General features: G+C 71.1%; 25 protein-coding genes and 2 tRNA genes. 16 read left to right on the forward strand and 11 right to left on the reverse strand.

Features of this window, described 5'->3' with window-relative positions; genetic code table 11:
• Positions 1-23: 23 nt before the first annotated feature.
• Positions 24-1,211: a TOMM precursor leader peptide-binding protein gene (locus CP975_RS23580; protein ID WP_150477317.1), complete on the reverse strand. Its 1,188-nt coding sequence runs from the start codon at positions 1,209-1,211 to the stop codon at positions 24-26.
• Positions 1,212-1,459: 248 nt separating this feature from the next.
• On the opposite strand from CP975_RS23580, the gene CP975_RS23585 reads away from it, so the two are divergent.
• The 4 genes from CP975_RS23585 (at position 1,460) to CP975_RS23600 (ending at position 5,389) form a co-directional block, all read left to right on the forward strand.
• Positions 1,460-2,083 (forward strand): M48 metallopeptidase family protein, encoded by a 624-nt coding sequence (locus CP975_RS23585; protein WP_150477318.1) that lies wholly within the window; start codon positions 1,460-1,462, stop codon positions 2,081-2,083.
• Positions 2,084-2,200: 117 nt separating this feature from the next.
• Positions 2,201-3,925, forward strand: a complete 1,725-nt coding sequence (locus CP975_RS23590) for a TerD family protein (protein ID WP_150477319.1) — start codon at positions 2,201-2,203, stop codon at positions 3,923-3,925.
• Positions 3,926-3,936: 11 nt separating this feature from the next.
• Complete coding sequence (locus tag CP975_RS23595) at positions 3,937-4,617, forward strand: AIM24 family protein (RefSeq protein ID WP_030780979.1); 681 nt, start codon at positions 3,937-3,939, stop codon at positions 4,615-4,617.
• Positions 4,618-4,633: 16 nt separating this feature from the next.
• Positions 4,634-5,389, forward strand: coding sequence for an AIM24 family protein (locus CP975_RS23600; RefSeq protein WP_055536071.1), 756 nt, complete (start codon positions 4,634-4,636; stop codon positions 5,387-5,389).
• 85 nt (positions 5,390-5,474) lie between these two features.
• On the opposite strand, the gene CP975_RS23605 is transcribed toward CP975_RS23600, so the two are convergent.
• Positions 5,475-5,999, reverse strand: coding sequence for an NUDIX hydrolase (locus CP975_RS23605; protein ID WP_055536070.1), 525 nt, complete (start codon positions 5,997-5,999; stop codon positions 5,475-5,477).
• Complete coding sequence (locus CP975_RS23610; protein WP_055536069.1) at positions 5,996-7,456, reverse strand: zinc-dependent metalloprotease; 1,461 nt, start codon at positions 7,454-7,456, stop codon at positions 5,996-5,998. Before CP975_RS23610 ends, CP975_RS23605 begins: the two co-directional genes overlap by 4 nt.
• A 190-nt stretch (positions 7,457-7,646) precedes the next feature.
• Between CP975_RS23610 and CP975_RS23615 the strand changes: the two genes are divergently transcribed.
• The 4 genes from CP975_RS23615 (at position 7,647) to CP975_RS23625 (ending at position 10,847) form a co-directional block, all read left to right on the forward strand.
• Positions 7,647-8,759 carry an SDR family oxidoreductase gene (locus tag CP975_RS23615; protein WP_055536068.1) on the forward strand — a complete coding sequence of 371 codons (1,113 nt, stop codon included), beginning with the start codon at positions 7,647-7,649 and terminating at the stop codon, positions 8,757-8,759.
• A gap of 148 nt (positions 8,760-8,907) precedes the next feature.
• Positions 8,908-9,372, forward strand: a complete 465-nt coding sequence (locus tag CP975_RS23620; RefSeq protein ID WP_030780966.1) for a molybdenum cofactor biosynthesis protein MoaE — start codon at positions 8,908-8,910, stop codon at positions 9,370-9,372.
• 140 nt (positions 9,373-9,512) lie between these two features.
• A complete protein-coding gene (locus CP975_RS35105) occupies positions 9,513-9,683 on the forward strand; it encodes a hypothetical protein (protein WP_167532723.1) in 171 nt (56 codons plus the stop codon).
• A 75-nt stretch (positions 9,684-9,758) separates the two neighbouring features.
• Positions 9,759-10,847 (forward strand): YlbL family protein, encoded by a 1,089-nt coding sequence (locus CP975_RS23625; RefSeq protein ID WP_055536067.1) that lies wholly within the window; start codon positions 9,759-9,761, stop codon positions 10,845-10,847.
• 66 nt (positions 10,848-10,913) lie between these two features.
• Here CP975_RS23625 and CP975_RS23630 read toward each other — a convergent pair whose 3' ends face one another.
• Positions 10,914-11,453 (reverse strand): PPA1309 family protein, encoded by a 540-nt coding sequence (locus CP975_RS23630; RefSeq protein ID WP_030780960.1) that lies wholly within the window; start codon positions 11,451-11,453, stop codon positions 10,914-10,916.
• 148 nt (positions 11,454-11,601) lie between these two features.
• Between CP975_RS23630 and CP975_RS23635 the strand changes: the two genes are divergently transcribed.
• The 4 genes from CP975_RS23635 to CP975_RS23650 all read left to right on the forward strand — a co-directional run bounded on the left by CP975_RS23635 (position 11,602) and on the right by CP975_RS23650 (position 16,939).
• Positions 11,602-14,583: a UPF0182 family membrane protein gene (locus CP975_RS23635; protein WP_055536066.1), complete on the forward strand. Its 2,982-nt coding sequence runs from the start codon at positions 11,602-11,604 to the stop codon at positions 14,581-14,583.
• 57 nt (positions 14,584-14,640) lie between these two features.
• Positions 14,641-14,714 (forward strand) — tRNA-Met (locus CP975_RS23640).
• Positions 14,715-14,936: 222 nt separating this feature from the next.
• Positions 14,937-16,778, forward strand: coding sequence for a tetratricopeptide repeat protein (locus CP975_RS23645; protein WP_055536065.1), 1,842 nt, complete (start codon positions 14,937-14,939; stop codon positions 16,776-16,778).
• 87 nt (positions 16,779-16,865) lie between these two features.
• A tRNA-Met gene (locus tag CP975_RS23650) sits at positions 16,866-16,939 on the forward strand.
• Between the two features lie 167 nt (positions 16,940-17,106).
• On the opposite strand, the gene CP975_RS23655 is transcribed toward CP975_RS23650, so the two are convergent.
• Positions 17,107-17,523, reverse strand: a complete 417-nt coding sequence (locus tag CP975_RS23655) for a Fur family transcriptional regulator (RefSeq protein ID WP_150477320.1) — start codon at positions 17,521-17,523, stop codon at positions 17,107-17,109.
• Positions 17,524-17,682: 159 nt separating this feature from the next.
• On the opposite strand from CP975_RS23655, the gene CP975_RS23660 reads away from it, so the two are divergent.
• A complete protein-coding gene (locus tag CP975_RS23660) occupies positions 17,683-19,152 on the forward strand; it encodes a catalase (protein WP_055531825.1) in 1,470 nt (489 codons plus the stop codon).
• 115 nt (positions 19,153-19,267) lie between these two features.
• Here the strand turns inward: CP975_RS23660 and CP975_RS23665 are convergent, their stop codons facing one another.
• Entirely contained in the window at positions 19,268-19,669 is a 402-nt protein-coding gene (locus tag CP975_RS23665) for a CBS domain-containing protein (RefSeq protein WP_055531823.1), read from the reverse strand.
• A gap of 295 nt (positions 19,670-19,964) precedes the next feature.
• Positions 19,965-20,765: a histidinol-phosphatase gene (gene hisN, locus CP975_RS23670; RefSeq protein WP_030780942.1), complete on the reverse strand. Its 801-nt coding sequence runs from the start codon at positions 20,763-20,765 to the stop codon at positions 19,965-19,967.
• Positions 20,766-20,909: 144 nt separating this feature from the next.
• Here hisN and CP975_RS23675 point away from each other — a divergent pair, with 144 nt between their 5' ends.
• On the forward strand, positions 20,910-21,515 hold the full coding sequence (locus CP975_RS23675; protein WP_055531821.1) for a TetR/AcrR family transcriptional regulator: 606 nt from the start codon (positions 20,910-20,912) through the stop codon (positions 21,513-21,515).
• 25 nt (positions 21,516-21,540) lie between these two features.
• Here the strand turns inward: CP975_RS23675 and CP975_RS23680 are convergent, their stop codons facing one another.
• The 4 genes from CP975_RS23680 to CP975_RS23695 all read right to left on the reverse strand — a co-directional run bounded on the left by CP975_RS23680 (position 21,541) and on the right by CP975_RS23695 (position 25,056).
• The gene (locus CP975_RS23680; RefSeq protein WP_030780936.1) at positions 21,541-21,864 is read right to left on the reverse strand and encodes a DMT family transporter; all 324 of its coding nucleotides are present in this window, start codon (positions 21,862-21,864) and stop codon (positions 21,541-21,543) included.
• Positions 21,865-21,942: 78 nt separating this feature from the next.
• Entirely contained in the window at positions 21,943-22,953 is a 1,011-nt protein-coding gene (rsgA, locus tag CP975_RS23685) for a ribosome small subunit-dependent GTPase A (RefSeq protein ID WP_055531819.1), read from the reverse strand.
• Positions 22,954-22,969: 16 nt separating this feature from the next.
• The gene (aroA, locus tag CP975_RS23690) at positions 22,970-24,301 is read right to left on the reverse strand and encodes a 3-phosphoshikimate 1-carboxyvinyltransferase (RefSeq protein ID WP_055531817.1); all 1,332 of its coding nucleotides are present in this window, start codon (positions 24,299-24,301) and stop codon (positions 22,970-22,972) included.
• A 32-nt stretch (positions 24,302-24,333) separates the two neighbouring features.
• The gene (locus tag CP975_RS23695; RefSeq protein WP_055531816.1) at positions 24,334-25,056 is read right to left on the reverse strand and encodes a M50 family metallopeptidase; all 723 of its coding nucleotides are present in this window, start codon (positions 25,054-25,056) and stop codon (positions 24,334-24,336) included.
• Between the two features lie 49 nt (positions 25,057-25,105).
• Between CP975_RS23695 and CP975_RS23700 the strand changes: the two genes are divergently transcribed.
• A complete protein-coding gene (locus tag CP975_RS23700; RefSeq protein WP_055531814.1) occupies positions 25,106-25,924 on the forward strand; it encodes an SOS response-associated peptidase in 819 nt (272 codons plus the stop codon).
• Positions 25,925-25,949: 25 nt separating this feature from the next.
• Entirely contained in the window at positions 25,950-26,588 is a 639-nt protein-coding gene (locus CP975_RS23705) for an alpha/beta hydrolase family protein (protein ID WP_055531830.1), read from the forward strand.
• Positions 26,589-26,651: the final 63 nt, after the last annotated feature.

The raw sequence follows: 26,651 nt of genomic DNA on the forward strand, positions 1-26,651 counted from the left end.
GACAGCCGCGCCTTCTCAGGCGGTTACCCGGCCATTGTTGCGTGTTGGTCCATGGCCGTGGTGAGGCGATCCCCCTTAACGGGTGTGCTCGCCCCGCACGGGCATGCGGGATGCGGCCAAACCGGGCGCGAGTGCCAGTCGAATCCCGGGACGGAGGCCTCCCAGCGAGCACCGGCACAGGCCGAGGACACCCCGTCGAGGAAGGCCAGCGCGTGGCCTGCGGCCAGTCCGGCCGCCGATGTCGACAGGGCCAGGTCGCACGAGGGCACGTGCCGCGCACGCCCCGAGCGCCACTGCGCCAGCATCCGGGCCCAGGTGGGGTCGCGGTCCGCGCGCTGCCGGAAGAGGCAGCCCGCGCAAGCGCTCGACCCGGGCAGGACCAAGGGACCCACCACGCCTGTCCCCTCGATCACTCCGGCGTAGAGGTGGGGGGTGCCCGCAGCGAGGAGGGCCTCCGTGGCGGTCGGGTCGGGGGCGTACGCGTCCAGGCCGTCCCGAGGGGCGATGATCACGAGGGACAGGCCGACTCCTCCCTCCTGTGTCGAGGGCTGTCGGGACCGTCGGGTCTGTCGGAGTGGGGCTGAGGGGGGCTCGGGTGGCGCGGGGCGTGCCGGCCGGTCGGGCGCCGACTGCCGCACGAGCCGTCGCGCGGAGGTGTCCCTGCGCTGCCCGATCGCGTCCGCCGGATGTCCGCCCGGCGCGACATCCCAGGGCTCCACATGCCCACCGTCCAGCACCTCCACGTGGCCCACGCCCGCGCCCGCGAGGACGGAGGCCACGACCGCGCCCACCCGCCCCGCCCCCTGAACGCGGACCCGCATGGTGCGACGCGCCGCCAGCTTCTCGATCGCCTCGCCCGGCTCGGACGAGACGAGCGACAGCGAGGCCAGGTCTGCCTGCAGCCGGTCCATGGGGCCGCTGCGCTTGCGCAGGGCGTCGGCCGCGGGGCCGCCGCCCGTCGAGTCGTCGAGCAGCCCGGCCCGCGACAGCTCTCCCAGTAATTTGTCCACGTGCCCGTCGGGCAGCCCCATTCGCTTGCCCTCCTCACGCAGGAGCGGCAGCCCGCGGGTGCCGTCCAGAAGGCTCAGGAAGCTGCCCGTCGCGGTGTCCATCGGGCCGAGCACCAAGGCGTGCGCGGGGGCCACCCCGAACTGCACAGTGCTCAGGTCCCGCCAGCCGCGCCGCAGCGCCGGCTTCAATGTCGGATGCATGGTCGTCCCCCGTCGTCCGGCCGGCGCGGTCCCGTCCGCCGCGTCGATCGAATGCCAGGATGCCCGGCCCGCCGGATGGACGCGTCGAGTTATCCACAGGCAGGGGATGCTTGTCGTACTAATGGGTCGCACCGTCGGCCGCACGGGCCGCGCCGTCCGTCGTACTAGTCGAACGCCCGGGGAGAGGAACGGCGCCGAACCGTCCCGGAGGCGGGACTTCCCCCACGCCCAGCGGGTAACGTCGGGGCGTGCCCGCCGACCCGTCCCCTCGCGCCGCTGCGGAGACCTCAGCGCGCCGCGCCGGAACTCCACAGCGCAGCACGACCAGTCCGTCGCCGTCCGGTGCGGGGACCAGCGCGGTCGAGGTCAGACGCAGCGCCCGCCGCCGTAGAACGGTCTCGGCGTACCGGGAGGGCGACCGCACCGTCGTCCTCATCCCCGCCCGCATGTCCGAGGCGGAGGAGCAGCGCTGGGTCAACGTGATGCTGGACAAGCTCGCGGCACAGGAGAGCAAGCGGCTTCTGGGCGACGCGGAACTCTCCGAGCGCGCCGGACAGCTGTCCGAGCAGTACTTCGACGGCCGCGCGAGGCCCGTCTCCGTTCGCTGGGTCACGAACCAGAACACCCGCTGGGGTTCCTGTACCCCCTCGGAAGGCAGCATCCGCCTTTCGCACCGACTTCAGGGCATGCCCGAGTACGTCGTGGACTACGTCCTCGTCCACGAGCTGGCCCACCTTCTCGTCCCCGGTCACGGGCCCGGTTTCTGGCGCCTTCTGGAGGCCTATCCGCGCACGGAGCGGGCCAGGGGGTACCTCGAAGGAGTGGTCGCGGCCAGTCGGCTGCCCCATCTGCCGACCGCCCGCGAGGAGTGAGCGTCCGCCGGATTCCACGGTTGTGTAGCGGGTCTGTACCGGCTTCGCTCGCTGTCGGACTTTGCGGTTAGCCTGGCGCGACGCATTCACATTCGGGATGGGGGACGGTCGTTACGTATGGCCAGGGAATTCCAACGCGGCCACAAGGCCAAGATCAGTGACCTCACCGCGGGGACCGATCTGTACGTGGGCGTACAGATCTCGGCTCCCGGGCTGACCTTCGACATCAGCTGCTTCGGCCTCGACGCGAGCGAGCGACTGTCGGACGACCGTTACTTCATCTTCTTCAACCAGCCGAAGTCCCCCGAGGAGTCGATCCAGCTCCTCGGCGCGCAGGCGGGCGACACCGAGTCGTTCCGTGTCACGCTCGACCGCGTCCCGCAGCAGATCCAGCGGCTGTCGTTCACGGCGACGATCGACGGCGCCGGGCAGATGTCGCAGGTCGCCTCCGGGTACATCCGCATCGTCGCGGGCGGCGAGGAAGTGGCCCGCTACGCCTTCAACGGCGCGGAGTTCTCCACGGAGCGCGCCGTCATGCTGGGCGACTTCTATCTGAAGGACGTCTGGCGGTTCGCCGCGATCGGCCAGGGCTTCGACGGCGGGCTCGACGCCCTCCTGAGGAACTTCGGCGGAGAGGTCGCCGAGGAGGAGCCCGCGCAGCCGCAGGCCGCCGCGCCCTCCTTCGCCCCGCCCGCGCAGACCTCGCCGCCGCCCGCGTTCGGTGCCCCCGCGGCCGCCGCGCCCGCTCAGGCCCCCGCTCCCGCCCCGGCCCCTGTCCCGGCTCCCGCGCAGCACTTCGCGCCGCCCGCCGGCGCCACCCCGCCCCCGGCGCCCGCCGACCCGGCGGTGCACGCCGCGCAGACCATCGTGGCGCCCGTGAACCAGCCGCCAGGCGCCGCGATGCCGCCCCCGATGGCCCCCACGCCGTACGGCCAGCCCGGTCAGCAGCCCCCGCAGCAGCCGCAGTACGGCCAGGTGCCGGGCCAGCAGCAGGTCCCCGGCCAGAGCCCGCCCCCGCCGCCGGGCTATGGCCAGCAGCCTCAGGCCCCGCTGCCGCCCGGATACGGCCAGCCGCCCGCCGCACCGATGCCGCCCGGCTACAGCCAGCAGCCGCAGAGCGGGCAGTTCCCCGGTCAGCCCCAGGCTCCGCACGGAGTCCCACAGGGCGCCGTCCCCCAGGGCTCCGGTGTCGCCGCCGCTCTCCAGAAGTACCGGGAAGCCCCCACCGGCCAGCGCTGGACCCAGCAGAACGAGAAGCTGATCCGCGTCGACCTCGGCGTCGCCGAGCAGTCCATCCTCGCCCGCCAGGGCAGCATGGTGCTCTACCAGGGCAAGGTCGAGTTCGGCTACAAGGGCGCGGGTTTCGCCGGCCGTATCGTCGGCAACGCCACCGGCCAGGAGATGCAGCTGATGCGCTGCTCCGGCCGTGGCCAGGTCTTCCTCGCCGAAGAGGGCAACCACCTGCACCCCATCGAGCTCCAGGGCGACGCGATCTGCGTCTCCGCGGAGAACGTCCTCGCCTTCGACGAGACCCTCCAGCACGAGGTGCGCAGGATCGAGGGCCACGGCATCCCCGGTGGCGCGCTGTTCGTCATGCAGTTCCAGGGCACCGGCACGGTCATCGTGAAGACCCACGGCGTGCCCGTCGTGCTGCCCGTCACGCCGACGACGTTCGCCGACTGCCATGCCGTCGTCGCCTGGTCGGCGGCCGCTCAGGCGATCGTTTCCAGCCAGGTTCGCATGCGCAGCAACGCGTACGCGGGCTCCACGGGGGAGAGCGTGAACCTCCAGTTCCGTGGCGCGCCCGGCAATTTCATCGTCGTCCAGCCGTACGAGGTCTGAGGGAGCCCGTCATGAATCAGCAGCTCGCGGGCTTCGCCCCCGCACCCGTCGCCACCCGCATGGAGAACCACGGCCACCACATGGTCAAGGTGGCCATGCAGACGGGCAACGACCTCTTCGCGCGCGTGGGCTCGATGGTCGCCTACGAAGGGTTCGTGCAGTACGAGCCGAATCCGCCCGCCGTCCGCCAGGTCGCGCGCGAGTGGATGACCGGCGAGGGCGCGCCCTTGATGAAGTGCTCCGGAGACGGCTTGCTCTACCTCGCCGACTACGGAGCGGACGTCGTCGTCATCAACCTGGCGGGCGACTCCCTCTCGGTCAACGGCACCAATCTGCTCGCCTTCGACGCGTCCCTCCAGTGGGGCGTCGAGCGCGTCAAGGGCCTCGCCAAGTTCGCCGGGCAGGGCCTGTGGAACATCAAGATCTCCGGCCAGGGCTGGGTCGCGCTGACCTCCCGCGGCACGCCCATCGTCGTCGACTGCGGTCGCGGCGAGGACGAGACGTACGTCGACCCGGACGCCCTGATCGCCTGGTCCCCGAACCTCAAGGTGAAGGGCAAGCGCAGCTTCAAGGCCGGCTCCCTCATCGGGCGCGGCAGCGGCGAGGCCTACCAGATGGGCTTCTCCGGAGAGGGCATCGTCGTCGTACAGCCCAGTGAGGACAGCACCGACCGTCTCCGAGCACGGGGCTGAGGGGGAGCAACACACCATGCAGAGCCCACTTTTCGCGCACGCCGAGCAGCAGACCCAGGAGCGCTACTCCGTCCAGAACCCGCAGCTGCTGCGGGTCGCCCTGGAAGGGCACGACGACGTCCTGGCCCGCAAGGGCGCCATGGTCGCCTACCAGGGGCTGATCGAGTTCGACGCGGAGTACCAGAGCCAGGGGAACCAGCGTGCCCGCGCGCACACCGGTGAGGGCCTGGACCTGATGCGCTGCCACGGCCAGGGCACCGTCTATCTCGCCAACCTGGCCCAGTACATCCACGTGGTGGACGTCGACCAGGACGGTCTGACCGTGGACAGCAGCTATGTCCTCGCGATGGACTCCTCGCTGACCCACCAGGTCATCGCCGTGGACAGCCAGTACGGCATCTCCGGCTCCGGCAAGTACCAGCTCAACATCTCCGGGCGCGGCAAGGTCGCCCTGATGACGTCCGGCCAGCCGCTGATGCTCCAGGTCACGCCCGACCGGTACGTCAACGCCGACGCGGACGCCGTCGTCGCCTGGTCCAACGGCCTGCGCGTGCAGATGCAGGCCCAGACCCACTCCTCGGGCGTCTGGCGGCGCCGCGGCAACACCGGCGAGGGCTGGGAGCTCAGCTTCATGGGACAGGGCTACGCGCTCGTCCAGCCCAGCGAGATGCTGCCGCCGCAGAACGCGGTCGTCGGGCGCGGCGCCCAGGCGCAGTTCGGCGTGGGGCAGCAGGGTGCCCGGGGGCAGAACCAGGGGAACGTCTGGAGCTGAGCCCTGCGGGGCAACAGGAGCGTGGGGAACCGCGGGCCGGCGGTGGGCTGGTCGCGCAGTTCCCCGCGCCCCTTCGGGGCGCCTCCTACAGGCGCGCCCGCGTGGCCTCCACCAGGCGTACGACCGACTCGTCGGCCACGGACGCCACCTGGTCGTAGGCGAACCAGCGCAGGTCCAGCGACTCGTCGCTGATCGCCTCGACCGCGTCGGAGGGAGCCAGGGCGGCGTACTGGACGTCGAGGTGCTGGGTGCACGGGCCAGGGATCGGGTGCCTGTCCAGGCGGACGGGGCCGCCCGCGAGGAGCGTCAGGCCCGGCACGCCGGACTCCTCGGTGGCCTCGCGCAGCGCGGCCGCGGCCAGCGATGTGTCGCCCGGCTCACAGTGTCCGCCCATCTGGAGCCACATCCGCAGCTTCTTGTGCAGGGCGAGCAGCACGCGGCCGCGTGACGGGTCGACGACCAGGGCGCTCGCCGTCACATGGCCCGCGGTGCACGCCTTCCACATGCCGGCCTCGCCGTGCGCGGACAGGTGGTCCAGATAGGCCTGGCGCAGCTCGGGCTGGTCCTCGTACTTCTTCAGTACGAGGACCGTGTCGTCGTAGAGACTCACTTACCGCTGTCCTCGTCGCCCTCGTCCTTCTTGAGGTCCGGCTTCGGCGCGGAGCCGCCGTCCGCCGCCTCGCCGAGCATCTTGTCCAGCTCCGAGAAGTCCATCTGCTCGTGGTGGACGAAACCGTCCGGGTCGTCCAGGTCGGACGCCGTCGGCAGCATGTCCGGGTGCTCCCACAGGCCGTCGCGGCCGTCGACACCGCGCGCGTCCGTGAGCGAGGCCCACAGGCGCGAGGCGTCCCGCAACCGGCGCGGGCGCAACTCCAGGCCGATCAGCGTGGCGAACGTCTGCTCCGCGGGGCCGCCCGTGGCGCGGCGGCGGCGCAGCGTCTCCCGGAGGGCGTCGGCGGACGACAGCCGGGGCTTGGCGGCGGCGTGCACCACGGCGTCCACCCAGCCCTCGACGAGCGCGAGAGCCGTCTCCAGGCGGGCCAGGGCGGCCTTCTGGGCCGGGGTGTCCTCGGGCTGGAACATGCCCTGCTGGAGCGCTTCCTGGAGCTGCTCGGGGTTCTGCGGGTCGAGCTGGCCGACGACGTCCTCCAGCTTGGCCGTGTCGACCTTGATCCCCCGCGCGTACCCCTCGACGGCGCCGAACAGGTGCGAGCGCAGCCACGGCACGTGGGCGAAGAGCCGCTGGTGGGCGGCCTCCCGCAGCGCCAGATAGAGCCGTACCTCGTCCTTGTCGATGCCCAGGTCCTTGCCGAAGGCCTCGATGTTCACCGGGAGCAGCGCGGCCTTGCCGGAGGGGCCGAGCGGCAGGCCGATGTCGGTGGAGCCGACGACCTCGCCGGCGAGCACGCCCACGGCCTGGCCGATCTGCTGACCGAACATGGCGCCGCCCATGGAGCGCATCATGCCGATCAGCGGGCCCGCCATGGCCTGCATCTCCTCGGGGAGCACGTCGCCCATGGCGAGGCCCACGCGCTCGGCGACCGGGTCGACCAGCTCCTTCCACACCGGCAGGGTCGCCTCGACCCACTCGGCGCGGCTCCACGCCACGGCCGTACCGGACCCGGACGGCAGCGACGTCGCGTCGTCCAGCCACAGGTCGGCGAGGCGCACGGCCTCCTCGACCGCCGAGCGCTCGGCGGGGCCGACGCTGGCGTCCTTGGTGCCGTCCGCCGTGCCCTGGGAGACGGTCTGGCGGGCGATGTCCTTGGCCATGTCCCAGTTCACCGGGCCGCCCTCGTACGAGAGCATCTGGCCCAGCTGCTGGAAGGCGGCCCCCAGGTCGTTCGGGTTCATGGAACCGAACATCGCGGCGAACGGGTTGTCACCGCCTCCGGGGCCGCCCGCTCCGGGGAACCCCCCGAAACCGAACGGGTTCGCGGGGCCACCCGGGCCCTGCCCGCCCTGTCCCCCGCTCTGTCCCTCTCCAGGGGATCCCTTCTTCTTGCCCTCGTCGCCGTCTTCCGGCTCCTCCGGCGGAAGGCCGAATCCGAATGGGGTGTCACTCACGGGATTCCTCGGCTCGTCAGGCCGCCGGTATCGTCCGGCGGCGGCTGCCCTACAACACCACCCAGCGTAGACACCGTGGCGGGTTCGGGCCTCGGTGCTTCGCCGACTCGCGGCCTGCGGCAGGATGGATGCCACCTGGTACGTACGCGTCATACGCGTGCGTACTGAAGACAACCGCTGGAGACGCCCGGTGAGTTCCCCAGATCCACAGGTTCGCGCAGCGCGAAACCCGTCAGCCCCGGCGGCAGGCCGCGGGCCCGTAGTCGCCGTCACCGGCGCCGCCTCCGGAGTGGGCGCGCTGCTGACCGAGCGCCTTGCCGCTTCGGAGGAGATCAAGCAGGTCATCGCCATCGACGAGCGCCGGGGCGACTGCGCGCAGGTGCAGTGGCACATCCTGGACGTGCGGGACCCGGCGATCGCCGAGAAGCTGCGCGGCGCGGACGTCGTGGTGCACCTGGCGCTCGATCTCGACCTGGAGACCGACGGCGCCGCCCGCACCGCGTACAACGTACGCGGCACGCAGACCGTACTGACCGCTGCCGCCGCCGCGGGCGTCCACCGGGTCGTGCTGTGCACCTCCGCGATGGTCTACGGAGCGCTGCCCGACAACGAACTGCCCCTCTCCGAGGACGCCGAGTTGCGCGCGACCGCCGAGGCCACCGGCGTCGGCGACCTCCTGGAGGTCGAACGGCTCGCCCGCAGGGCGCCCCGCGCGCACCCCGGCCTCAACGTCACCGTCGTACGGCCCGCGACCCTTGTGGGCGGCACGGACACGGCCCTGACGCGCTACTTCGAGTCGCCCCGCCTCCTGGTCGTGGCGGGCTCCCGGCCCGCCTGGCAGTTCTGTCATGTCGAGGACCTGTGCAGCGCCCTGGAGTACGCGGTCCTGGAGAAGGTCGAGGGGGAACTCGCCGTCGGCTGTGACGGCTGGCTGGAGCAGGAGGAGGTCGAGGAGCTGAGCGGGATCCGCCGCATGGAGCTGCCCTCGGCGGTCGCGCTCGGCGCGGCGGCCCGGCTGCACCGCATCGGCCTCACCCCGTCCCCGGCCGGTGACCTCGCGTACACGATGTATCCCTGGGTGGTCAGCGTCAGCAGGCTGCACGACGCCGGGTGGCGGCCGCAGTGGACCAATGAGGAGGTCCTCGCGGAGCTGCTCGAAGAGGTCTCCGGGCGGCGGACCGTGGCCGGACGGCGCCTCGGCCGCAAGGACGCGACGGCGGCGGGGGCCGCGGGGGCGACGGTCGCCCTGCTCGGCGCCGCGGCCGTGGTGCGCAGGGCACGGAAGGCGCGGCGGCGGATCTGAGGCCGGGCCGGACCCGTCCGAGGGGGGAGCCCCGCGGGACGCGCGAGCGGATGGACAGGCGCCCTGTAGGGAACTCCAAGGCGCCACGCGCGCGTGCCGGGCGAAAGATCTATTCCGTGATGTCCGTGCTGTGCGGCACCATGGCCGCATGGCACGCACCACGATGGACCATCCCGGCGAGCAGGCCGCTCAGGACCCGATCCGCCTCCTCGCGATCCGCGACACCCCGCTCTCCCTGGACGAGGTCTTCCGGGCCGTCGGCGACGACGCGGCGGGCGGCACGGCACTCTTCGTGGGGACCGTGCGCAACCACGACGGCGGCGCGGACGTCGACGAGCTGGGCTATTCGACCCACCCGACCGCCGAGGCCGAGATGCGCCGAGTGGCCGAGAGGGTCGTCGCCGAGTTCCCCGTGCGCGCCCTGGCCGCCGTGCACCGCGTCGGCGACCTGGCCGTCGGCGACCTCGCGGTGGTCGTGGCCGTCTCCTGCCCGCACCGCGGAGAGGCCTTCGACGCCTGCCGCAAGCTCATCGACGACCTCAAGCACGAGGTGCCGATCTGGAAGCACCAGCGGTTCTCCGACGGCAAGGAGGAATGGGTGGGCGCCTGTTGAGGCGGGCGTGGCCCTCCGGGGGCCGATTGACCCATGCGGCTCCGGTTGCGTAACCGGACCCCTGCCGTGAGCGTTGACATTGCGGATGGTTAATCTGCTGATCAGTCAGCTGCGGTCGCACATGGGGTCGGGAGGTCGACATGGCATCACTTGCCTGGTTGCTGATTCCGCTTCTGGCGGCCGTCGGTGCGGGTCTGTGGGGCAGCTGGGCCGCCCGGAACCGCAAGTCGGGCAGGACCGGCGACCACACGGAACTCAACGGCTACGCCGCCTTCCGCGAGGCCATGGAGAAGTCCCGCTCCGGCATGTGAGGGCCCCGCACGCGAGGCCCCCGTACGGACCGGCCCCACAGGTGCGCTGACAGGCCTGTCCCGTACTGTCGTTCCATGCCACGCCGCACTGCGACGATGCTCGCCTCCACCCTGATGCTGATCGCGCTGCTCTGCGCCGGAGTGCTCATCAAAGTGCCCTACTCGGAGATGTCCCCGGGCCCCACGGTGAACACCCTCGGCGACCACGACGGCGAGCCGGTGCTCCAGATCTCCGGGCACAAGACGTACCCCACGACCGGCAACCTCAACATGACGACGGTCAGGGTCACGAGCGCCGACTACAAGATGAACCTCGCGGAGGCCGTCTACGGCTGGCTGGCCCACGACAACATCGTGGTGCCGCACGACACGCTCTACCCGGACGGCAAGACCGAGCAGCAGTCCACTCAGGAGAACGCCGAGGAGTTCAGCCAGTCCCAGGAGAGCGCCAAGGTCGCGGCGCTGCGCCAGCTGAAGCTTCCCGTGGAGTCGCAGGTCATCGTCTCCACCGTCATCAAGGGCGACCCGGCCGAGGGCAAGCTGCACGCGGGCGACGTCATCAAGAAGGTCGACGGTACGCCCGTCAAGGAGATGACGGACGTCGCCAAGCTCGTCACCAAGCACAAGCCCGGCGAACGCGTCACCTTCACGATCGTCCCGGTCAAGGAGGCGGCCGCCGCCGAGAAGTCGGGCAAGAAGCCGACCCGGACCGAGGACATCACGATGACGACGAAGAAGGCGGACGACGCCGACCGTGCGATCGTCGGCATCCAGGCGGGCACCGACCACACCTTCCCGTTCACGATCGACATCAAGCTGGCCGACGTGGGCGGCCCCAGTGCCGGGCTGATGTTCGCACTCGGCATCGTCGACAAGCTGACTCCGGACGACCTCACCGGCGGCAAGTTCGTGGCCGGCACCGGCACCATCGACGACAAGGGCAAAGTCGGCCCGATCGGCGGCATCGAGATGAAGACGGTCGGCGCGCGCGAGAAGGGCGCCCAATACTTCCTGACGCCGAAGGGCAACTGCGCGGCGGCGGCGAGCGACATCCCCGACGGCCTCACCCTGGTCAAGGTGGACACCATCGCCGACGCGGTGAAGTCCCTGAAGAAGATCCGCGAGGGCGACACCGACGCCCTGCCGAGCTGCACCGCCAAGTAGCGGCCCGCCCAGGAGACAGCCGTACGCGAGCGGGGAGGCCCCACCCGCGTACGCCAAAACAGGCACCTACGCGAACGTCGCCGCCAGCGCGTCCGCCAGGCCGGGCACCAGGTCGGAGCCCGTGAGGACCTCGGTCGGCGAGTCCTTCTCGCGCAGCCGCAGCGCCGACTCGCGCGCGCCGTCACGCAGCACCGCCACCGTCATGCGGACCTCCTGGCGGTCCGGGTGCTTCGCCACCCACTGGGCGAGCTGGGCCTCGCTCAGGCCCTCGGGGACGGACGTCTCGGCGGACGGCGGCAGCATCAGGCGCTCCACCGTGAGGGCACAGCCCGTCACCGCGTCCGGCCAGGCGATGGTGCCGAGGAACTCGTCCAGCGGCTTGTCGGCGGGGATCTCCTCCTGCTCGATAGGGGTGAGGCCGGCGTGTTCCACGCCGTCGTCGAGGCCGAGCTGGGAGGCGAGGCCGGGTTCTTGGGTGCGCAGTCGCGCGGTGTCGACCAGCGCGAAGAGGCGGGCGGGCCGGTCCCAGCCGAGGCCGGAGACGTACTCGTCGATTTCGAGCACGGCCCGGGTGAGGGGGCTCGCTGCCATGGGAGTGTTGGACATGGTCACAATCCTGCCTCGTTAGTCCCGAGAAACGGGAACCGAGTAAAGCCTAGGTAAGTTGCATAGGTGTGGGTCCGCGATCTCGGGGGCCTGACGGACCAACAGCGAATCAACAGCGAACTTCGAGGTGCGCACCTTGGCTTTCCAGATGCCGGACCGCGGCGGAGGCCCGACGGGGCCACGGATCAGAGTGGGCCGACCCTCCCGTCGCGTCCGGACCCTGCTCATGACACTGGGCGTGCTGGCCGTACTGGCCATGGCCTTCGTCATGTTCTCCGGGTTCTGGACGGACTGGTTGTGGTACCGCTCGGTCAATTACTCATCGGTCTTCACCACGACCCTGTGGACCAAGATCGGCTTGTTCTTCTTCTTCGGCCTCCTCATGGCGGCCGCGGTCGGAGTGAACATCTGGCTGGCGCACAGGCTGCGCCCGCCCCTGAGCGCCATGTCGATGGAGCAGCAGAGCCTCGACCGGTACCGCATGGGCATCGCCCCGTACAAGAAGTGGCTGCTCATCGGGATCACCGCCCTGGTGGGTCTGATCGCGGGCGCGTCCGCGGCGGGTCAGTGGCGTACGTGGCTGCTGTGGGTGAACGGCGTGCCCTTCGGCCAGAAGGACCCGCAGTTCCACATGGACGTGGCGTTCTTCGCGTTCGACCTGCCCTGGTACCGCTTCCTGCTGGGCTTCGGCTTCGCGGCCGCGGTGCTCTCCCTGGTGGCCGCCGCGCTGACGCACTACCTGTACGGCGGGCTGCGCATCACCAGCCCGGGCGCGCGCGCGACCGCCGCGGCGACCGGCCACCTCTCGGTGCTGCTCGGCGTCTTCGTCTCCCTCAAGGCCATCGCGTACTGGCTCGACCGGTACGGCCTCGCGGTGAAGTCCAGTGACTTCAAGGCGACGGGCAACTGGACGGGCCTGCGGTACGTCGACGCCAACGCGTACCTGCCGGCGAAGACGATCCTGTTCTGCATCGCCGTCATCTGTGCCGTGCTCTTCTTCGCGACGCTGTGGCGGCGCACCTGGCAGCTTCCCGTCATCGGCTTCGGCCTGATGGTGCTCTCGGCGATCCTCATCGGCGGGCTCTACCCCGCGATCGTCCAGAAGTTCCAGGTCCAGCCGAACGAGCAGGCCAAGGAAGCGCCGTACATCGAGAAGAACATCGAGGCCACCCGCAACGCCTACGGCATCAGCGGAGTGAAGCCCGAGGACTTCAAGGGCGCGGGCAAGGTCGACGAGGACCGGCAGAAGAAGCGTGAGGACGCGGACACCGCGGCCAACTACCGGCTGAACGACCCGAACATCGTCTCGCCCACGTTCCAGCAGCTGGAGCAGGAGCGCAGCTACTACCAGTTCCCGCGGACGCTGGACGTGGACCGCTACAACGGCCAGGACACCATCGTCGGCCTGCGCGAGCTGAACGTGAACAAGCTCGACAAGCGGAACTGGATCAACGACCACTTCGCCTACACCCACGGCTACGGCGTCGTCGCCGCCAAGGGCACGGAGACCAAGAAGGGCTCCAAGGGCGCTCCCGCGTTCACCGAGTCCGGTCTGCCGACCACGGGTGAGATGAAGGAGTACGAGCAGCGGATCTACTACGGCGAGAAGACCACCCAGTACTCGATCGTGGGCGGGCCCCAGAAGGAGCTCGACTACGAAGAGGACGGCGGCGGTCAGAAGACCTACAGCTACAAGGGCGACAGCGGGGTCAATCTCTCCAACCCGATCAACCGCGCCGCGTACGCGGTGTCCTTCGGGGAGCCGCAGATCCTGTACTCCGGGGCGATCGGCGAGGGCTCGCGGATCCTGTACAACCGCACCCCCAAGGAGCGCGTGGAGGCGGTGGCTCCCTGGCTGACGATCGACGGTGACGTCTATCCGACGGTGGTCGACGGCCGTATCCAGTGGGTGGTCGACGCCTACACGACCACCAACGGCTATCCGTACGCCTCGCGCACCACGCTCGGCGACACCACCGAGGACTCCTTGTCGCAGGAGGACAGCCAGCGCACGGTGATCGCCCAGCAGAACCAGGTCAACTACATCCGGAACTCGGTGAAGGCGACCGTCGACGCGTACACGGGCGACGTGAAGCTCTACACCTGGGACGAGAAGGACCCGGTCCTGAAGACCTGGAAGAAGGCGTTCCCGGGCACCGTCAAGGACAAGAGCGAGATCCCGTCGGCGCTCCAGGACCACCTGCGCTACCCGCAGGACATGTTCAAGGTGCAGCGCGAGCTGCTGACGCTCTACCACGTCACGGACCCCGGCCAGTTCTACAACGCGAGTGACGCCTGGCAGGTGCCGAACGACCCGACGAAGAAGGACGACAGTGCGGTCCCGCCGTACTACCTGTCCCTGAAGGCGCCGGGCCAGAGTCAGCAGCAGTTCGCGCTGACGACGACGTTCACCCCGAGTGAGCGGCCCAATCTACGGGCCTTTATGACGGTCGACGCCGACGCCAGGAGCGCGAACTACGGCCAGATGAAGCTGCTGAGAGTGACCGGCGACGTCGACGGCCCCGAACAGGTGCAGAACAAACTGAACTCCATGACGGAGGTCGGCAACTTCGTCCGCGACATGAAGGGCGCCGACTCCGACGTCCTCTACGGCAATCTGCTGACCGTGCCGCTGGACGACGGTTTCCTCTACGTCGAGCCCGTCTACGTACAGGGCCGCAAGTCGGCGTATCCCCTCCTGAAGAAGGTGGCTGTGTCGTACGGCACGGAGACCGTCTTCGCGGACTCCCTGAAGGAGGGCCTCGACCAGGTCTTCGGTGCCGGCTCGGGCACCAAGCCACCGGCCGAGGACCAGGACGGCGACGAGCCGACCAAGCCGCCGAAGTCGAACGACCCGACGGTCCAGGCCGCGCTCGACGACGCCCAGAAGGCGTTCGAGGACGGCGAGAAGGCCATGAAGGAAGGCGACTGGAAGAAGTACGGCGAGGCGCAGGCGCGGCTCCAGGAGGCGCTGGAGCGGGCCGAGAGGGCGTCGTCCAAGGCGGCGGAGAAGGACACCGCCGACGGTGCGGACAAGCCCTCCGACAAGCCCGCAGACAAGCCCGCAGACAAGCCCTCCGACAAGGATGCAGAGAAGGACGCCGAGAAGGACGACAAGAGCAGTGGCTAGCGAGTAGCGGCTGGTCAAGGAGCCACCTCGCGCCGTGGTACGGTTTGAACACAACGGCGCGGGGTGGAGCAGCTCGGTAGCTCGCTGGGCTCATAACCCAGAGGTCGCAGGTTCAAATCCTGTCCCCGCTACTGCAAGGTGAAGGCCCGGATCCTTACGGATCCGGGCCTTCGTCGTGTGCGGTGATGTCGTGTGCGGGTGTCCTATGCCAAGTCATGTGAACGGCGCGCTGACGGGGGAGAGTTGGGGGAAATGTGTTTCACTTATCTCTCTGTGGGCATGTCGACAAAACGCTGAAGTGACCTCACTGGCTGCGGTATACCAGGTGTACCCAGGTTGCAGGTGGTGCGACGATGGACGTTATGGGGGACAAGGCAACTCTGTTGGATACAGGGCGGTTTGTGCAGGCGGCCGACCGGGAGGATCCCGGGACGGCCGCCGACGAGATGCGCCATCGGCTGGCCGCCGAGGCCGGGGATGTCGACGCGATGAGCGTCCTGGGAAGCCTTCTGCTCCGCCGCGGTGACCTCGACGGGGCCGAATCCCTGCTGCGCGCGGCGACCGCCGAGGGCGACCGCGCCGCCGCCAACAACCTCGGCGTCCTTCTTCACCAGCGCGGATACGCGGACGAGGCGGCCGGGTGGTGGCGGGTCGCCGCCGTCGCCGGTTCCGCGGCCGCGGCGCACGCGCTGGGCCGCCACCACCGCGAGCGCGGCGACGAGCCCGCCGCCGAGTACTGGCTGCGGCAGTCCGCCGAGCAGGGCCACACCCTCGGGGCGTACGCGCTCGCGGACCTCCTGGAGCACCGCGGGGACGTCGGCTCCGAGCGCTGGATGCGGGTGGCCGCCGAGCGCGGCCACCGCGAGGCCGCGTACCGCCTGGCCCGTGCGCTCGACCGGCGGGCGGCCGAGGAGCGCGGCGAGCCCGCCGAGCGGGGGGAGGGCCCCGTGCCGCGCGGCCGGGGCGCTCGCGCGGACGTACGCACCCCCGCCGGCGAGGCCGAGCAGTGGTACCGCCAGGCCGCCGCGCGCGGGCACCGCAGGGCCGCGCTGCACCTCGGCGCGATCCTGGAGCACCGCGGCGAGCTGAAGGAGGCGGGCCGCTGGTACCTCAACTCCGCCAAGGACGGCGAGTCCAGGGCGGCCTGCGCGCTCGGCTTCCTGCTGCGCGACGCGGGTGACGAGGAGAGCGCCGCCACGTGGTGGCTCAAGGCCGCGCAGGACGGTGACGGCAACGCCGCGAACGCGCTGGGCGCGCTGCACGCCGAGCGCGGCGAGACCCAGACCGCCGAGCGCTGGTACCGCGCGGCGATGGACGCGGGCGATGTGAACGGCGCGTACAACCTCGGGCTGCTCTGCGCCGAGCAGGGCAGGACCGCGCAGGCCGACCAGTGGTACCGCCGCGCGGCGTACGCCGGACACCGCGAGGCCGCCAACGCGCTGGCCGTACTGCTGCTCCAGGGCGGGGACGCGGCCGGCGCCGAGCCGTGGTTCTCCAAGGCCGCCGAGGCGGGCAGCGTCGACGCCGCGTTCAACCTCGGCATCCTGTACGCGAGCAGGGGCGACGAGGCCTCCGCCCTGCGCTGGTACGAGCGCGCGGCCGCCGACGGGCACACCGACGCGGCCCTCCAGGTCGGCACCGCACGGCTGCGCGAGGGCGACGAGCAGGAAGCCGAACGGCACCTGCGGTGCGCGGCAGGCGGCGGCAGCGCGGAGGCGGCGTACCGGCTCGGGACGCTGCTCGACGCGCGCCGCCCCGCCGCGGCACCGCCCGCGCTCGGGGAGCCCGCGGCGGAGAAGACGGAGTGCGAGGAGTGGTACGAGCGCGCCGCCGAGCAGGGCCACCGGCGCGCCCAGGTCCGGGTCGGCATGCTGGCCGCGGGACGGGGCGACGTCGTCGAGGCCGCGCGCTGGTACCGCAAGGCCGCGGAGGCCGGCAGCCGCAACGGCGCGTTCAACCTCGGGCTGCTGCTCGCCCGCGAGGGGAGCGAGCCCGAGGCCGCGCTGTGGTGGACGCGGGCCGCCGACGCGGGGCACGGCCGGGCGGCGCTCCGGCTCGCCCTCCTCTACGCCCGGCGCGGGCAGCTGGCGCAGGGGCAGCGGTGGGCGTCGCGGGCGGTCGAGCTGGGCCCCGCGGAGGTCGCCGAGCGGGCGGGGCGCTTGCGCGAGGCGTTGCGGCAGGAGCTCTCCGCCTAGGTGCCCGGGGTGCGCAGGCATCCCGGGATGCCTGCGCGGAACGGATTTGCGCTGGTCGTAGCCCTGACGTACTGTTGTGTTCACCGACGCGGGGTGGAGCAGCTCGGTAGCTCGCTGGGCTCATAACCCAGAGGTCGCAGGTTCAAATCCTGTCCCCGCTACTGAAGGCCGAAGGCCCGGAACCAACAGGTTCCGGGCCTTCGGTGTTTTTCTGTCCTTCGACGCCTACCATGCCCGCCGCTTTCCGCACCCGGCGCTCTACGCCGCCACGGACAAAGGGCCCGGCACCTCTCGGTGCCGGGCCCTTTGTGGAAGTGGGAGGAGAGACTCAGGCGGCCGCGCAGTCCGGGCAGACGCCCCGGTACGTGACCTCCACGCCTTCGACGGTGAAGCCGAAGCGCTCCGAGTCGGGGAGGCTGGTCAGCGGGTTGCCCGTGGGGTGGACGTCGCGGATCGCGCCGCAGCGGGCGCAGACCAGGTGGTGGTGGGGGCGGTGGGCGTTCGGGTCGTACCGCTTCGCGCGGCGGTCCGTCGAGACTTCGAGGACCTCGCCGAGGGTCACCAGCTCGCCCAGGGTGTTGTAGACCGTCGCCCGCGAGATCTCGGGCAGCTTGTCGATGGCGCGGGCGTGCACCTCGTCCGCCGTGAGGTGGACGTGGTCCCCGTCGAGGACCTCGGCCACGACGCGTCGCTGCGCGGTCATGCGCCAGCCGCGTCCGCGCAGTCGTTCCAACAGGTCACTCATGAGAGCCAGCCTAACAGGCGGGGGAGCCAGTCCCGAACGGGTGTGACTTTGGATGCTCGCTTGACTTAGACAAAGTCTATCGTAGGATCGGTTACGACGTTGGCCAGGGGACAGGCATTGGCCAAGGGACAGGACCCGCAGGAACCACCCGCAGGGTCGATGACGCAGGAGGCGCACGTGACGCAGGGACCGCTCACCACGGAGGCCGGCGCGCCGGTAGCCGACAACCAGAACAGCGAGACCGCGGGCGTCGGCGGGCCGATGCTGATCCAGGACCAGCTGCTGCTGGAGAAGCTCGCCCACTTCAACCGCGAGCGCATCCCGGAGCGCGTCGTGCACGCCCGGGGCGCGGGTGCCTACGGCACCTTCACCCTCACCCGTGACGTCTCGCAGTGGACGCGGGCGAAGTTCCTTTCCGAGGTCGGCAAGCAGACCGAGACGTTCCTGCGCTTCTCCACCGTGGCCGGCAACCTCGGCGCGGCCGACGCGGTGCGCGACCCGCGCGGCTGGGCGCTGAAGTTCTACACCGAAGAGGGCAACTACGACCTCGTCGGCAACAACACCCCGGTCTTCTTCATCAGGGATGCCATCAAGTTCCCCGACTTCATCCACACCCAGAAGCGGGACCCGTACACGGGCTCGCAGGAGGCGGACAACGTCTGGGACTTCTGGGGGCTCAGCCCCGAGAGCACCCACCAGGTGACCTGGCTCTTCGGTGACCGCGGCATCCCCGCCTCGTACCGCCACATGGACGGCTTCGGCTCGCACACGTTCCAGTGGAACAACGAAGCCGGCGAGGTCTTCTGGGTCAAGTACCACTTCAAGACCGAGCAGGGCATCAAGAACCTCACCCAGGCCGAGGCCAACAAGCTCGCCGGTGAGGACCCCGACTCCCACCAGCGCGACCTGCGCGAGGCCATCGAGCGCGGCGACTTCCCGACCTGGTCCGTGCAGGTGCAGATCATGCCGGCGGCGGACGCGGCGACGTACCGCTTCAACCCGTTCGACCTCACCAAGGTCTGGCCGCACGCGGACTACCCGCCGATCGAGATCGGCAAGCTGGAGCTCAACCGCAACCCCGAGAACGTCTTCGCCGAGGTCGAGCAGGCCATCTTCAGCCCCGCCCACTTCGTGCCGGGCATCGGTCCTTCCCCGGACAAGATGCTCCAGGGCCGCCTCTTCGCCTACGGCGACGCCCACCGCTACCGCGTCGGCATCAACGCCGACCACCTGCCGGTGAACCGTCCGCACGCCACCGAGGCGCGCACCCACTCCCGCGACGGCTTCCTGTACGACGGCCGCCACAAGGGCGCGAAGAACTACGAGCCGAACAGCTTCGGCGGCCCGTTCCAGACGGACCGGGCGCTGTGGCAGTCCGTCCCCGTCACGGGCGCCACCGGCAACCACGAGACACCCCGGCACGCCGAGGACAACGACTTCGTGCAGGCCGGCAACCTCTACCGCCTGATGTCCGAGGACGAGAAGGGCCGCCTGATCGACAACCTCGCGGGCTTCATCGCCAAGGTCTCCCGCGACGAGATCGCCGAACGGGCGATCGACAACTTCCGTCAGGCGGACGGCGACTTCGGCAAGCGGCTGGAGGCCGCGGTCCAGGCCCTGCGCGGCTGAACCAGTCCCCTTGTCGTCGAATGACGGTGGGCCGGGCTCCTTCGGGGGCCCGGCCCACCGCCGTTGTACCGGCCCGGCGGCCGGGCCGCGTCTCCAGCCGTCGGCCGGCCGTGTCTCAGCCCGTCAGCTGGGCCGCCGCGCGCCGGACAGGTGCCCAGCAGCGGATGATGTCGCGGACCGAGACGATGCCGGTGGGTTCGTTCCCGTCCATGACGATCAGGTGCCGGAAGCCGCCGTGCGCCATGGCGTCCGCCGCCTCCTCCAGGGTCCACGCCGGGGAGGCGAAGACGACATCGGTCGTGGTGTGCGTACCGGCGATCTCGGTGTCGGGACTCTGGCCGAGGGCCACGGAGTTGAGGACGTCGCGTTCGGTCAGGATCCCGAGCCCGCAGGTGTCGGGGTCGAGGACGACGGCGGCGCCGACGTGGCGCGCGGACATCAGCCTGGCCGCCTGGCGCAGGGTGTGGGTGGGGCCGATGGTCAGGACCACCGTGCTCATGGCGTCGCGGACGTGCATGGGCGTGAGCCACCTCCTTGGTGAATCCGGGAACTCCCGGTGGGCGAAGGATTGCCTCCGCTCTCCGCTTGGAGAAGGGATTCACAAGTTCACAAGTGGGGGGACTCTCAGAGTCGCAGCGAAGCCCGGGGTCAACAAGGGGGCGTGCGCGGGCAGTTCGGGGCGCGTACGGGACGAACGCCTCAGCAGCCCTGGCGGGCCAGGGATGCCGCCGACCGCGGACGCTCGACCGCGTCAGGGCCAGCCGACGGCGTCAGGGCCTCGCCCGCGTCAGAATCAGCCGACGGCGTCAGGATCAGTAGCGCTGGTTCAGATAGCCGAGCAGCTCGTCGTGGAGCAGCCCGTTCGACGCCGCCGCGTTGCCGCTGTGCGGACCGGGCCTGCCGTCGAGGCCGGTGAAGCTGCCGCCCGCCTCCGTCACCACGATCGCGTTCGCCGCCATGTCCCAGAGCGACAGCTCCGGCTCCGCGCAGATGTCGACCGCGCCCTCCGCCACCATCATGTACGGCCAGAAGTCGCCGTAGCCGCGGGTGCGCCACACCGCGCGCGTGAGGTCCATGAACCCGTCGAGGCGGCCCTGCTCCTCCCAGCCGGTCAGCGAGGAGTACGCGAAGGAGGCGTCCGAGAGCCGCGAGACCTTCGAGACGTGCAGCCGGGTCGCCGACGTGAGGCTGCGCCCCGTGTACGCGCCGCCGCCCTTCGCCGCCCACCAGCGGCGGCCGAGCGCGGGCGCGGAGACGACGCCGACCACCGGCTGGTAGCCGCCCTCGCCCGCCTCCATCAGGGAGATGAGCGTGGCCCAGACCGGGACACCGCGTACGTAGTTCTTGGTCCCGTCGATCGGGTCGATCACCCAGCGGCGCGGGCCCGTGCCCTCGATGCCGTACTCCTCGCCGAGGATCGCGTCGCGCGGCCTGGCGCGCTGGAGCTGGGAGCGGATCAGCTCCTCGGCCGCCTTGTCGGCCTCGCTCACCGGCGTCATGTCCGGCTTGGTCTCGACCTTGAGGTCCAAGGCCTTGAACCGGTCCATGGTCTGGGCGTCGGCGGCGTCCGCGAGGACATGGGCGAGACGCAGATCATCGTGGTAGTCGGGCATGGGTGAACAGTATCGATCTCGATCGAGGCGAGCCACAGCGCCGCAGCGCGGCCAGGGGCGCGGGCTCGCGCCGGAGCTATTGACAGTGCCTCCGAGCGCGTCAACTCTGGCAACCGGAGCCGCTTCGGCCGCCGGGAGGCCACGATGCCCGCAGCACGCGAATCCTTACTGGACGCGGCCTACACAGCGCTGGCCCGGCGACCGTGGCCCGGCGTGCGCATGGTGGACGTCGCGGCCGTCGCCGGGGTGTCCCGGCAGACCCTCTACAACGAGTTCGGCAGCAAGGACGGCCTCGCCCGCGCCCTGCTGCGCCGCGAGACCGACGGCTACCTGCACGGCGTCGAACGGGCGCTGGCCGAGGAGCGCGAGCCGGCCGACCGCCTCGCCGCCGTGGCCGCCTGGACGGTCGGCGCCGCCCGTGGCAACGCGCTGGTGCGGGCCGCGCTCACCGGCTGCTGGAGCGAACGGCTGCCCGCCCCGAGCCGGGTCGGCGGCTCCACGTCCTCGGTGCCGGCGCAGCGTCGGGCGGACGCCGGGGTGCCCTCGTCGGCGGAGCTGCTCGCGCTGGTGCGCGACCGGGCGGTGACCGCGCTCGGCGGCCGGGGCAGGCCCAGGGACCCCGAACTCGCCCTCGCCTGCGAGAGCGCCGTACGCCTCGCCCTGTCGTACGTCGTCGCGCCCGCCCGGAACGACGACGACCCCGCGGAGCTGGTCCGCGGGGCCATAGGGCGCTGGGTGGCCGCCAAGTAGGCGCACGGGGGCGGGTGGCAGGGCCTCAGTGCGCGGAGCCGGACAGCTGGAGGCCGACCACGCCGATGATCACGAAGGAGATCGAGACGATCTTGAGCGTGGAGACCAGGTCACCGAGGAAGACCATGCCGTAGATCGCGGTGCCCGCGGCGCCGATGCCCGTCCAGACCGCGTACGCCGGTCCGACGTCCAGCTTCTTCAGCGCCAGCGTGAGCAGGCCGAAGCTGCCGAGCGCGAAACAGGCGAACGCGATCGTCGGCCAGAGCCGGGTGAAGCCGTGCGAGAGCTTCAGACAGACCGCGAAGCCGGTCTCGAGAATCCCCGCCACGATGACCAGCAGCCACGCCATGTCCTGCCTCCCGCACTCGTCCACGATTCCTACCTGGTGCCACGCAGGCGCAAACAACGGCCAGGTCAGTCCACCAGGTCAGTCGTCCTCGCGCCGCTCCCGCGTCGCCAGCAGCCGTCGCAGGGAGTAGAGGCGCTGCGGATCCGCGTGGCCGCCGGCGACCCACGCGTCCAGGGCGCAGTCCTTCTCGTCGTGGCTACAGCCGCGCGGACACTCCACCGTGCCCGGCTCCAGGTCGGGGAAGGCGAGGATGACGCGGGACGGATCGACGTGGTTGAGCCCGAAGGACCGCACGCCGGGGGTGTCGATCACCCAGCCGCCCACGTCCGCGAGCGGCAGCGCGAGCGCGGAGGTGGTGGTGTGCCTGCCCCGGCCCGTGACCGCGTTGACGTGCCCCGTCGTGCGCCGCCGCTCCTCGGGCACCAGCGCGTTCACCAGCGTCGTCTTGCCCACCCCGGAGTGCCCGACGAAGGCGGTGACCTTGCCGTCGAGCAGTTCGTGCACCCGCGCCAGCTCCGCGCCGTCGGTGAACTCCTCGCGGCTGGTGACCACGTAGGGGATGTCGAGGGTGGAGTAGGTCTCCAGGAGCTTGTCGGCCGATGCCAGGTCCGACTTGGTCAGCACGAGGATCGGTTCGAGCCCGCCGTCGTACGCCGCCACGACGCACCGGTCGATCAGGCGCGGGCGCGGCTCGGGGTCGGCGAGGGCGGTGACGATCGCGAGCTGGTCGGCGTTGGCCACGACCACCCGCTCGTACGGGTCGTCGTCATCGGCGGTGCGCCGCAGGACGGACGTCCGCTCGGCGATCCGCACGATCCGCGCGAGGGTGTCCTTCTTGCCGGACAGATCCCCGACGACCGCGACCCTGTCACCCACCACGGCGGCCTTGCGGCCCAGTTCGCGGGCCTTCATGGCCATCACGATCCGGTCGTCGACCAGCACGGTCAGCCGGCCGCGGTCCACGGTGAGGACCATGCCCTCGGCCGCGTCCTCGTGCTTGGGCCTGATGTGGGTGCGGGGGCGGTTGCCCTTGCGGTTGGGGCGGACGCGGATGTCGTCCTCGTCGGGGTTCTTGCCGTAGCGGCGCATGTTCTCGTTCCGCCCGTCAGTTCCCGAGCATTCCGGTCCAGAGATCGGGGAAGTCCGGGAGGGTCTTCGCCGTCGTCGCCACGTTCTCGATCTGTACGCCGTCGACCGCGAGGCCGATGACCGCGCCCGCGGTCGCCATGCGGTGGTCGTCGTAGGTGTGGAAGACGCCGCCGCGCAGCCGTCGCGGCCGGATGTGCAGGCCGTCGGCGGTCTCGGTGACGTCACCGCCGAGTCCGTTGATCTCCTTGGTGAGCGCGGCGAGGCGGTCAGTCTCGTGCAGCCGCAGGTGGGCGACGCCGCGCAGCGTGGAGGGGGAGTCGGCGAGGGCCGCGACCGCCGCGATGCCGGGGGTCAGCTCGCCGACCTCGCTCAGGTCGACGTCGAGGCCGTGGATCGCACCGGAGCCGGTGAACACCAGGCCCTGCTCGGTCAGTTCGCAGGACCCGCCCATCTCCGTGAAGATCTGGCGCAGCGCGTCACCGGGCTGCGTGGTGTGCGCGGGCCAGTCCGGGATGGTGACCGTGCCGCCGGTGACCAGGGCGGCGGCGAGGAAGGGCTGGGCGTTGGAGAGGTCGGGCTCGACGGTCAGGTCGCGGCCGAGCAGCGCGCCGGGAGTGACCCGCCATACGTTCGGCTCGCCGCCCGCCTCCGGGGTGTCCACCTGCGCGCCCGCCGAGCGGAGCATGTCGACCGTCATCCGGATGTGCGGCATGGAGGGCAGGGCGCCCCCCACGTGACGGACCTCCACGCCCTGGTTGAAGCGCGGGCCCGACAGCAGCAGGGCGCTGACGAACTGGGAGGAGGACGAGGCGTCGATCTCGACCGGCCCGCCGTCCAGGGCACCACCGCCGTGCACGGTCAGCGGCAGCGCGCCGCGGCCGCCGTCGTCGATGCGGGCGCCGAGCACCCGCAGGGCGTTGATCACGCCGGTCAGGGGCCGCTCGTACGAACGGGGATCGCCGTCGAAGCGGATCGGGCCGTCGGCGAGCGCGGCGACGGGGGGCAGGAAGCGCATGACCGTGCCCGCGTTGCCGACGTCGACCGTGGCCGGGCCGTGCAGGCCCGAGGGGATCACGCGCCAGGCCTCGCCCGGGCCGCCCGCCACGGAGGAGCTGGACGACACCGTCTCCTCGATACCGACACCCATCGCGCGCAGGGCACCCGCCATCAGCAACGTGTCGCGGGAGCGCAGCGGGCGGCGCAGCCAGCCGGGCTCGGCGGCGAGCGAGGCCAGGACGAGCGCGCGATTGGTGACCGATTTCGAACCGGGTACGTGGACCGTCGCGGTGACGGCTCCGCTTGCGTGCGGGGCGGGCCAGAGGGCGGTGTGCGCCGGGGTTGCGGTCATGCCCTCACTTTAGTGGCTGCCGGTGACCCCGCTCAGACGGCGAGGAGCCAGCGCGCCCCGCCCATCAAGGAGCAGAGCGAGACGGCGTGGAAGAGGAAGAGCCACAGCCCGGCGGGTACGTGCGTCAGGCGCGAGAGCTGGTCCGCGTCCGAGTCACCCGCGCCGCCGTGCCTGCGCTTGGCCTGGAGCTCGAAGGCGGGACGGACGCCGCCGAGGAGCAGGAACCACACCACCGCGTACGCGAAAGCCGCCTGCACGTCGGTGTTCGCGAGCCAGGACACCAGGAGGAAGGTGCCGCCGGTCAGGATCACCGTCAGGGCGCCGTACGCGTTGCGGATCATCACCAGCATCGCGACGAGCAGCGCGGTGGCGATCCACAGCAGTGCCGTGATGCGCCCCGAGGAGAGCAGTGCCGCGCCGCCGAGGCCGAGCAGCGGGGGAGCGGTGTAGCCCGCCGCCGCGGTCAGGATCATGCCGATGCCGGTGGGCCTGCCGCGCGAGACGGTCAGGCCCGAGGTGTCGGAGTGCAGCCGGATGCCGTCGAGGCGGCGCCCGGTGAGCAGGGCGATCAGCCCGTGGCCGCCCTCGTGCGCGATGGTGATGGCATTGCGGGCCAGGCGCCATATGCGGTGCGGCACGACGACGGCGAGGGCCAGCACGCCCGCAGCGATCACCAGCCACTGCTCGGGCGCGGACTGCGTACCGAACACGCGGTCCCACAGGGCTGCCAGGCTGGCGTTGGCGGTGCTTTCCATTGTCGGAACTGGCTCCTCTGGGGGATCGGGTCGTGGCAGTCTGGCACGTATGTGCGGACGGTATGCATCGAGTCGTAGGCCGGAGGACCTCGCGGGGATCTTCGAGATCCAGAAGTGGGAGCAGGCCGAGGAAGAGCTGGTCCCCGATTACAACGTGGCTCCCACCAAAGAGGTCTACGCGGTTCTCGACCGTCCACTGAAGGACGCCGAGGACCCGGCTCCGGTTCGCCAGCTGCGTACGCTCAAGTGGGGTCTCGTCCCTTCCTGGTCCAAGACGCCCGAGGGCGGCGCCCGGATGATCAACGCCCGCGCCGAGACCGTCCACGAGAAGCCGTCCTACCGCCGGGCCTTCGCCTCCCGCCGCTGTGTCCTGCCCGCCGACGGTTATTACGAGTGGGTGACCGCGCCCGAGGAACGGCAGCTGGAGGTCGAGGGCAAGAAGAAGCGGCCCCGCAAGCAGCCGTACTTCGTGACCCCCGCCGACGGCTCGGTCTTCGCCATGGCGGGCCTCTACGAATTCTGGCGCGACAAGACCCTGCCCGACGAGCACCCCCTGGCCTGGTGGGTGACCTGCACCGTGATCACCACGGAGGCCGAGACCACGCCGCTCGCCGTCGCCCCCGCAGAGGGCCCGCGCTCGCTCGCCGACATCCACCCCCGGATGCCGCTGATGCTGACGCCCGACCGCTGGGACGCCTGGCTCGACCCGGCCCGCACGGACGTCGAGGACCTGCGCCCGCTCCTGGAGCCGCCCCCGGCCGGGCTGATGCGGGCCTACCCCGTGTCGACGGCGGTCAGCAACGTACGCAACAACGGCCCGGAGCTGCTGAAGGAGCTGGACGGCCCGGAAGAGGGCACACTCTTCTGACGTGACCTCTGACGCGACCCACGACATGCCCCGGAGCGAGATCGTCGGGACCGACGCCGGTGACGCCCGGATCACCTGGCACCCGGCCGAGAAGAAGGCCCGCCTCCTGCTGGCTCTCAGCCATGGCGCCGGTGGCGGCATCGAGGCCCGCGACCTCCGGGCCATCGCGGCCGCGCTGCCCGCGCACGGCGTGAGCGTCGCCCTCGTCGAACAGCCCTGGCGCGTGGCGGGCAAGAAGCTGGCGCCCGCGCCCAAAACGCTGGACGTGGGCTGGCGGGGAATCTGGCCCGCCCTGGAGAAGAAGGGGCTTCCGGTGATCTCCGGCGGTCGCAGCGCCGGCGCCCGCGTGGCCTGCCGCACGGCCACCGAGCTGGGCGCCGCCGCAGTGCTTGCGCTCTCCTTCCCCCTGCACCCGCCGGGCAAGCCCGAGAAGTCCCGCGCCGACGAGCTGCTCGGCGCCGGGGTGCCGACCCTCGTCGTGCAGGGCGGCAACGACCCCTTCGGCAAGCCCGCCGAGTTCCCGGGCGGCCGTTACGAACTGGTGGAAGTGCCCTACGGCGATCACGGTTTCGCGGTGCCGAAGAAGGCGGAGCTGACCCAGGACGAGGCCGTGGCGATCGTCACGGACGCTGTGACGCGGTGGGCGGGAATGTTGGACGCGTGACCTCTGTTGTCGCGAACAGACGGTGCACACCGTCGCAGACGTGTTCGTACGAGAGGGAGTCCG

This window comes from Streptomyces alboniger (assembly GCF_008704395.1).
Taxonomy (GTDB): Bacteria; Actinomycetota; Actinomycetes; order Streptomycetales; family Streptomycetaceae; genus Streptomyces; species Streptomyces alboniger.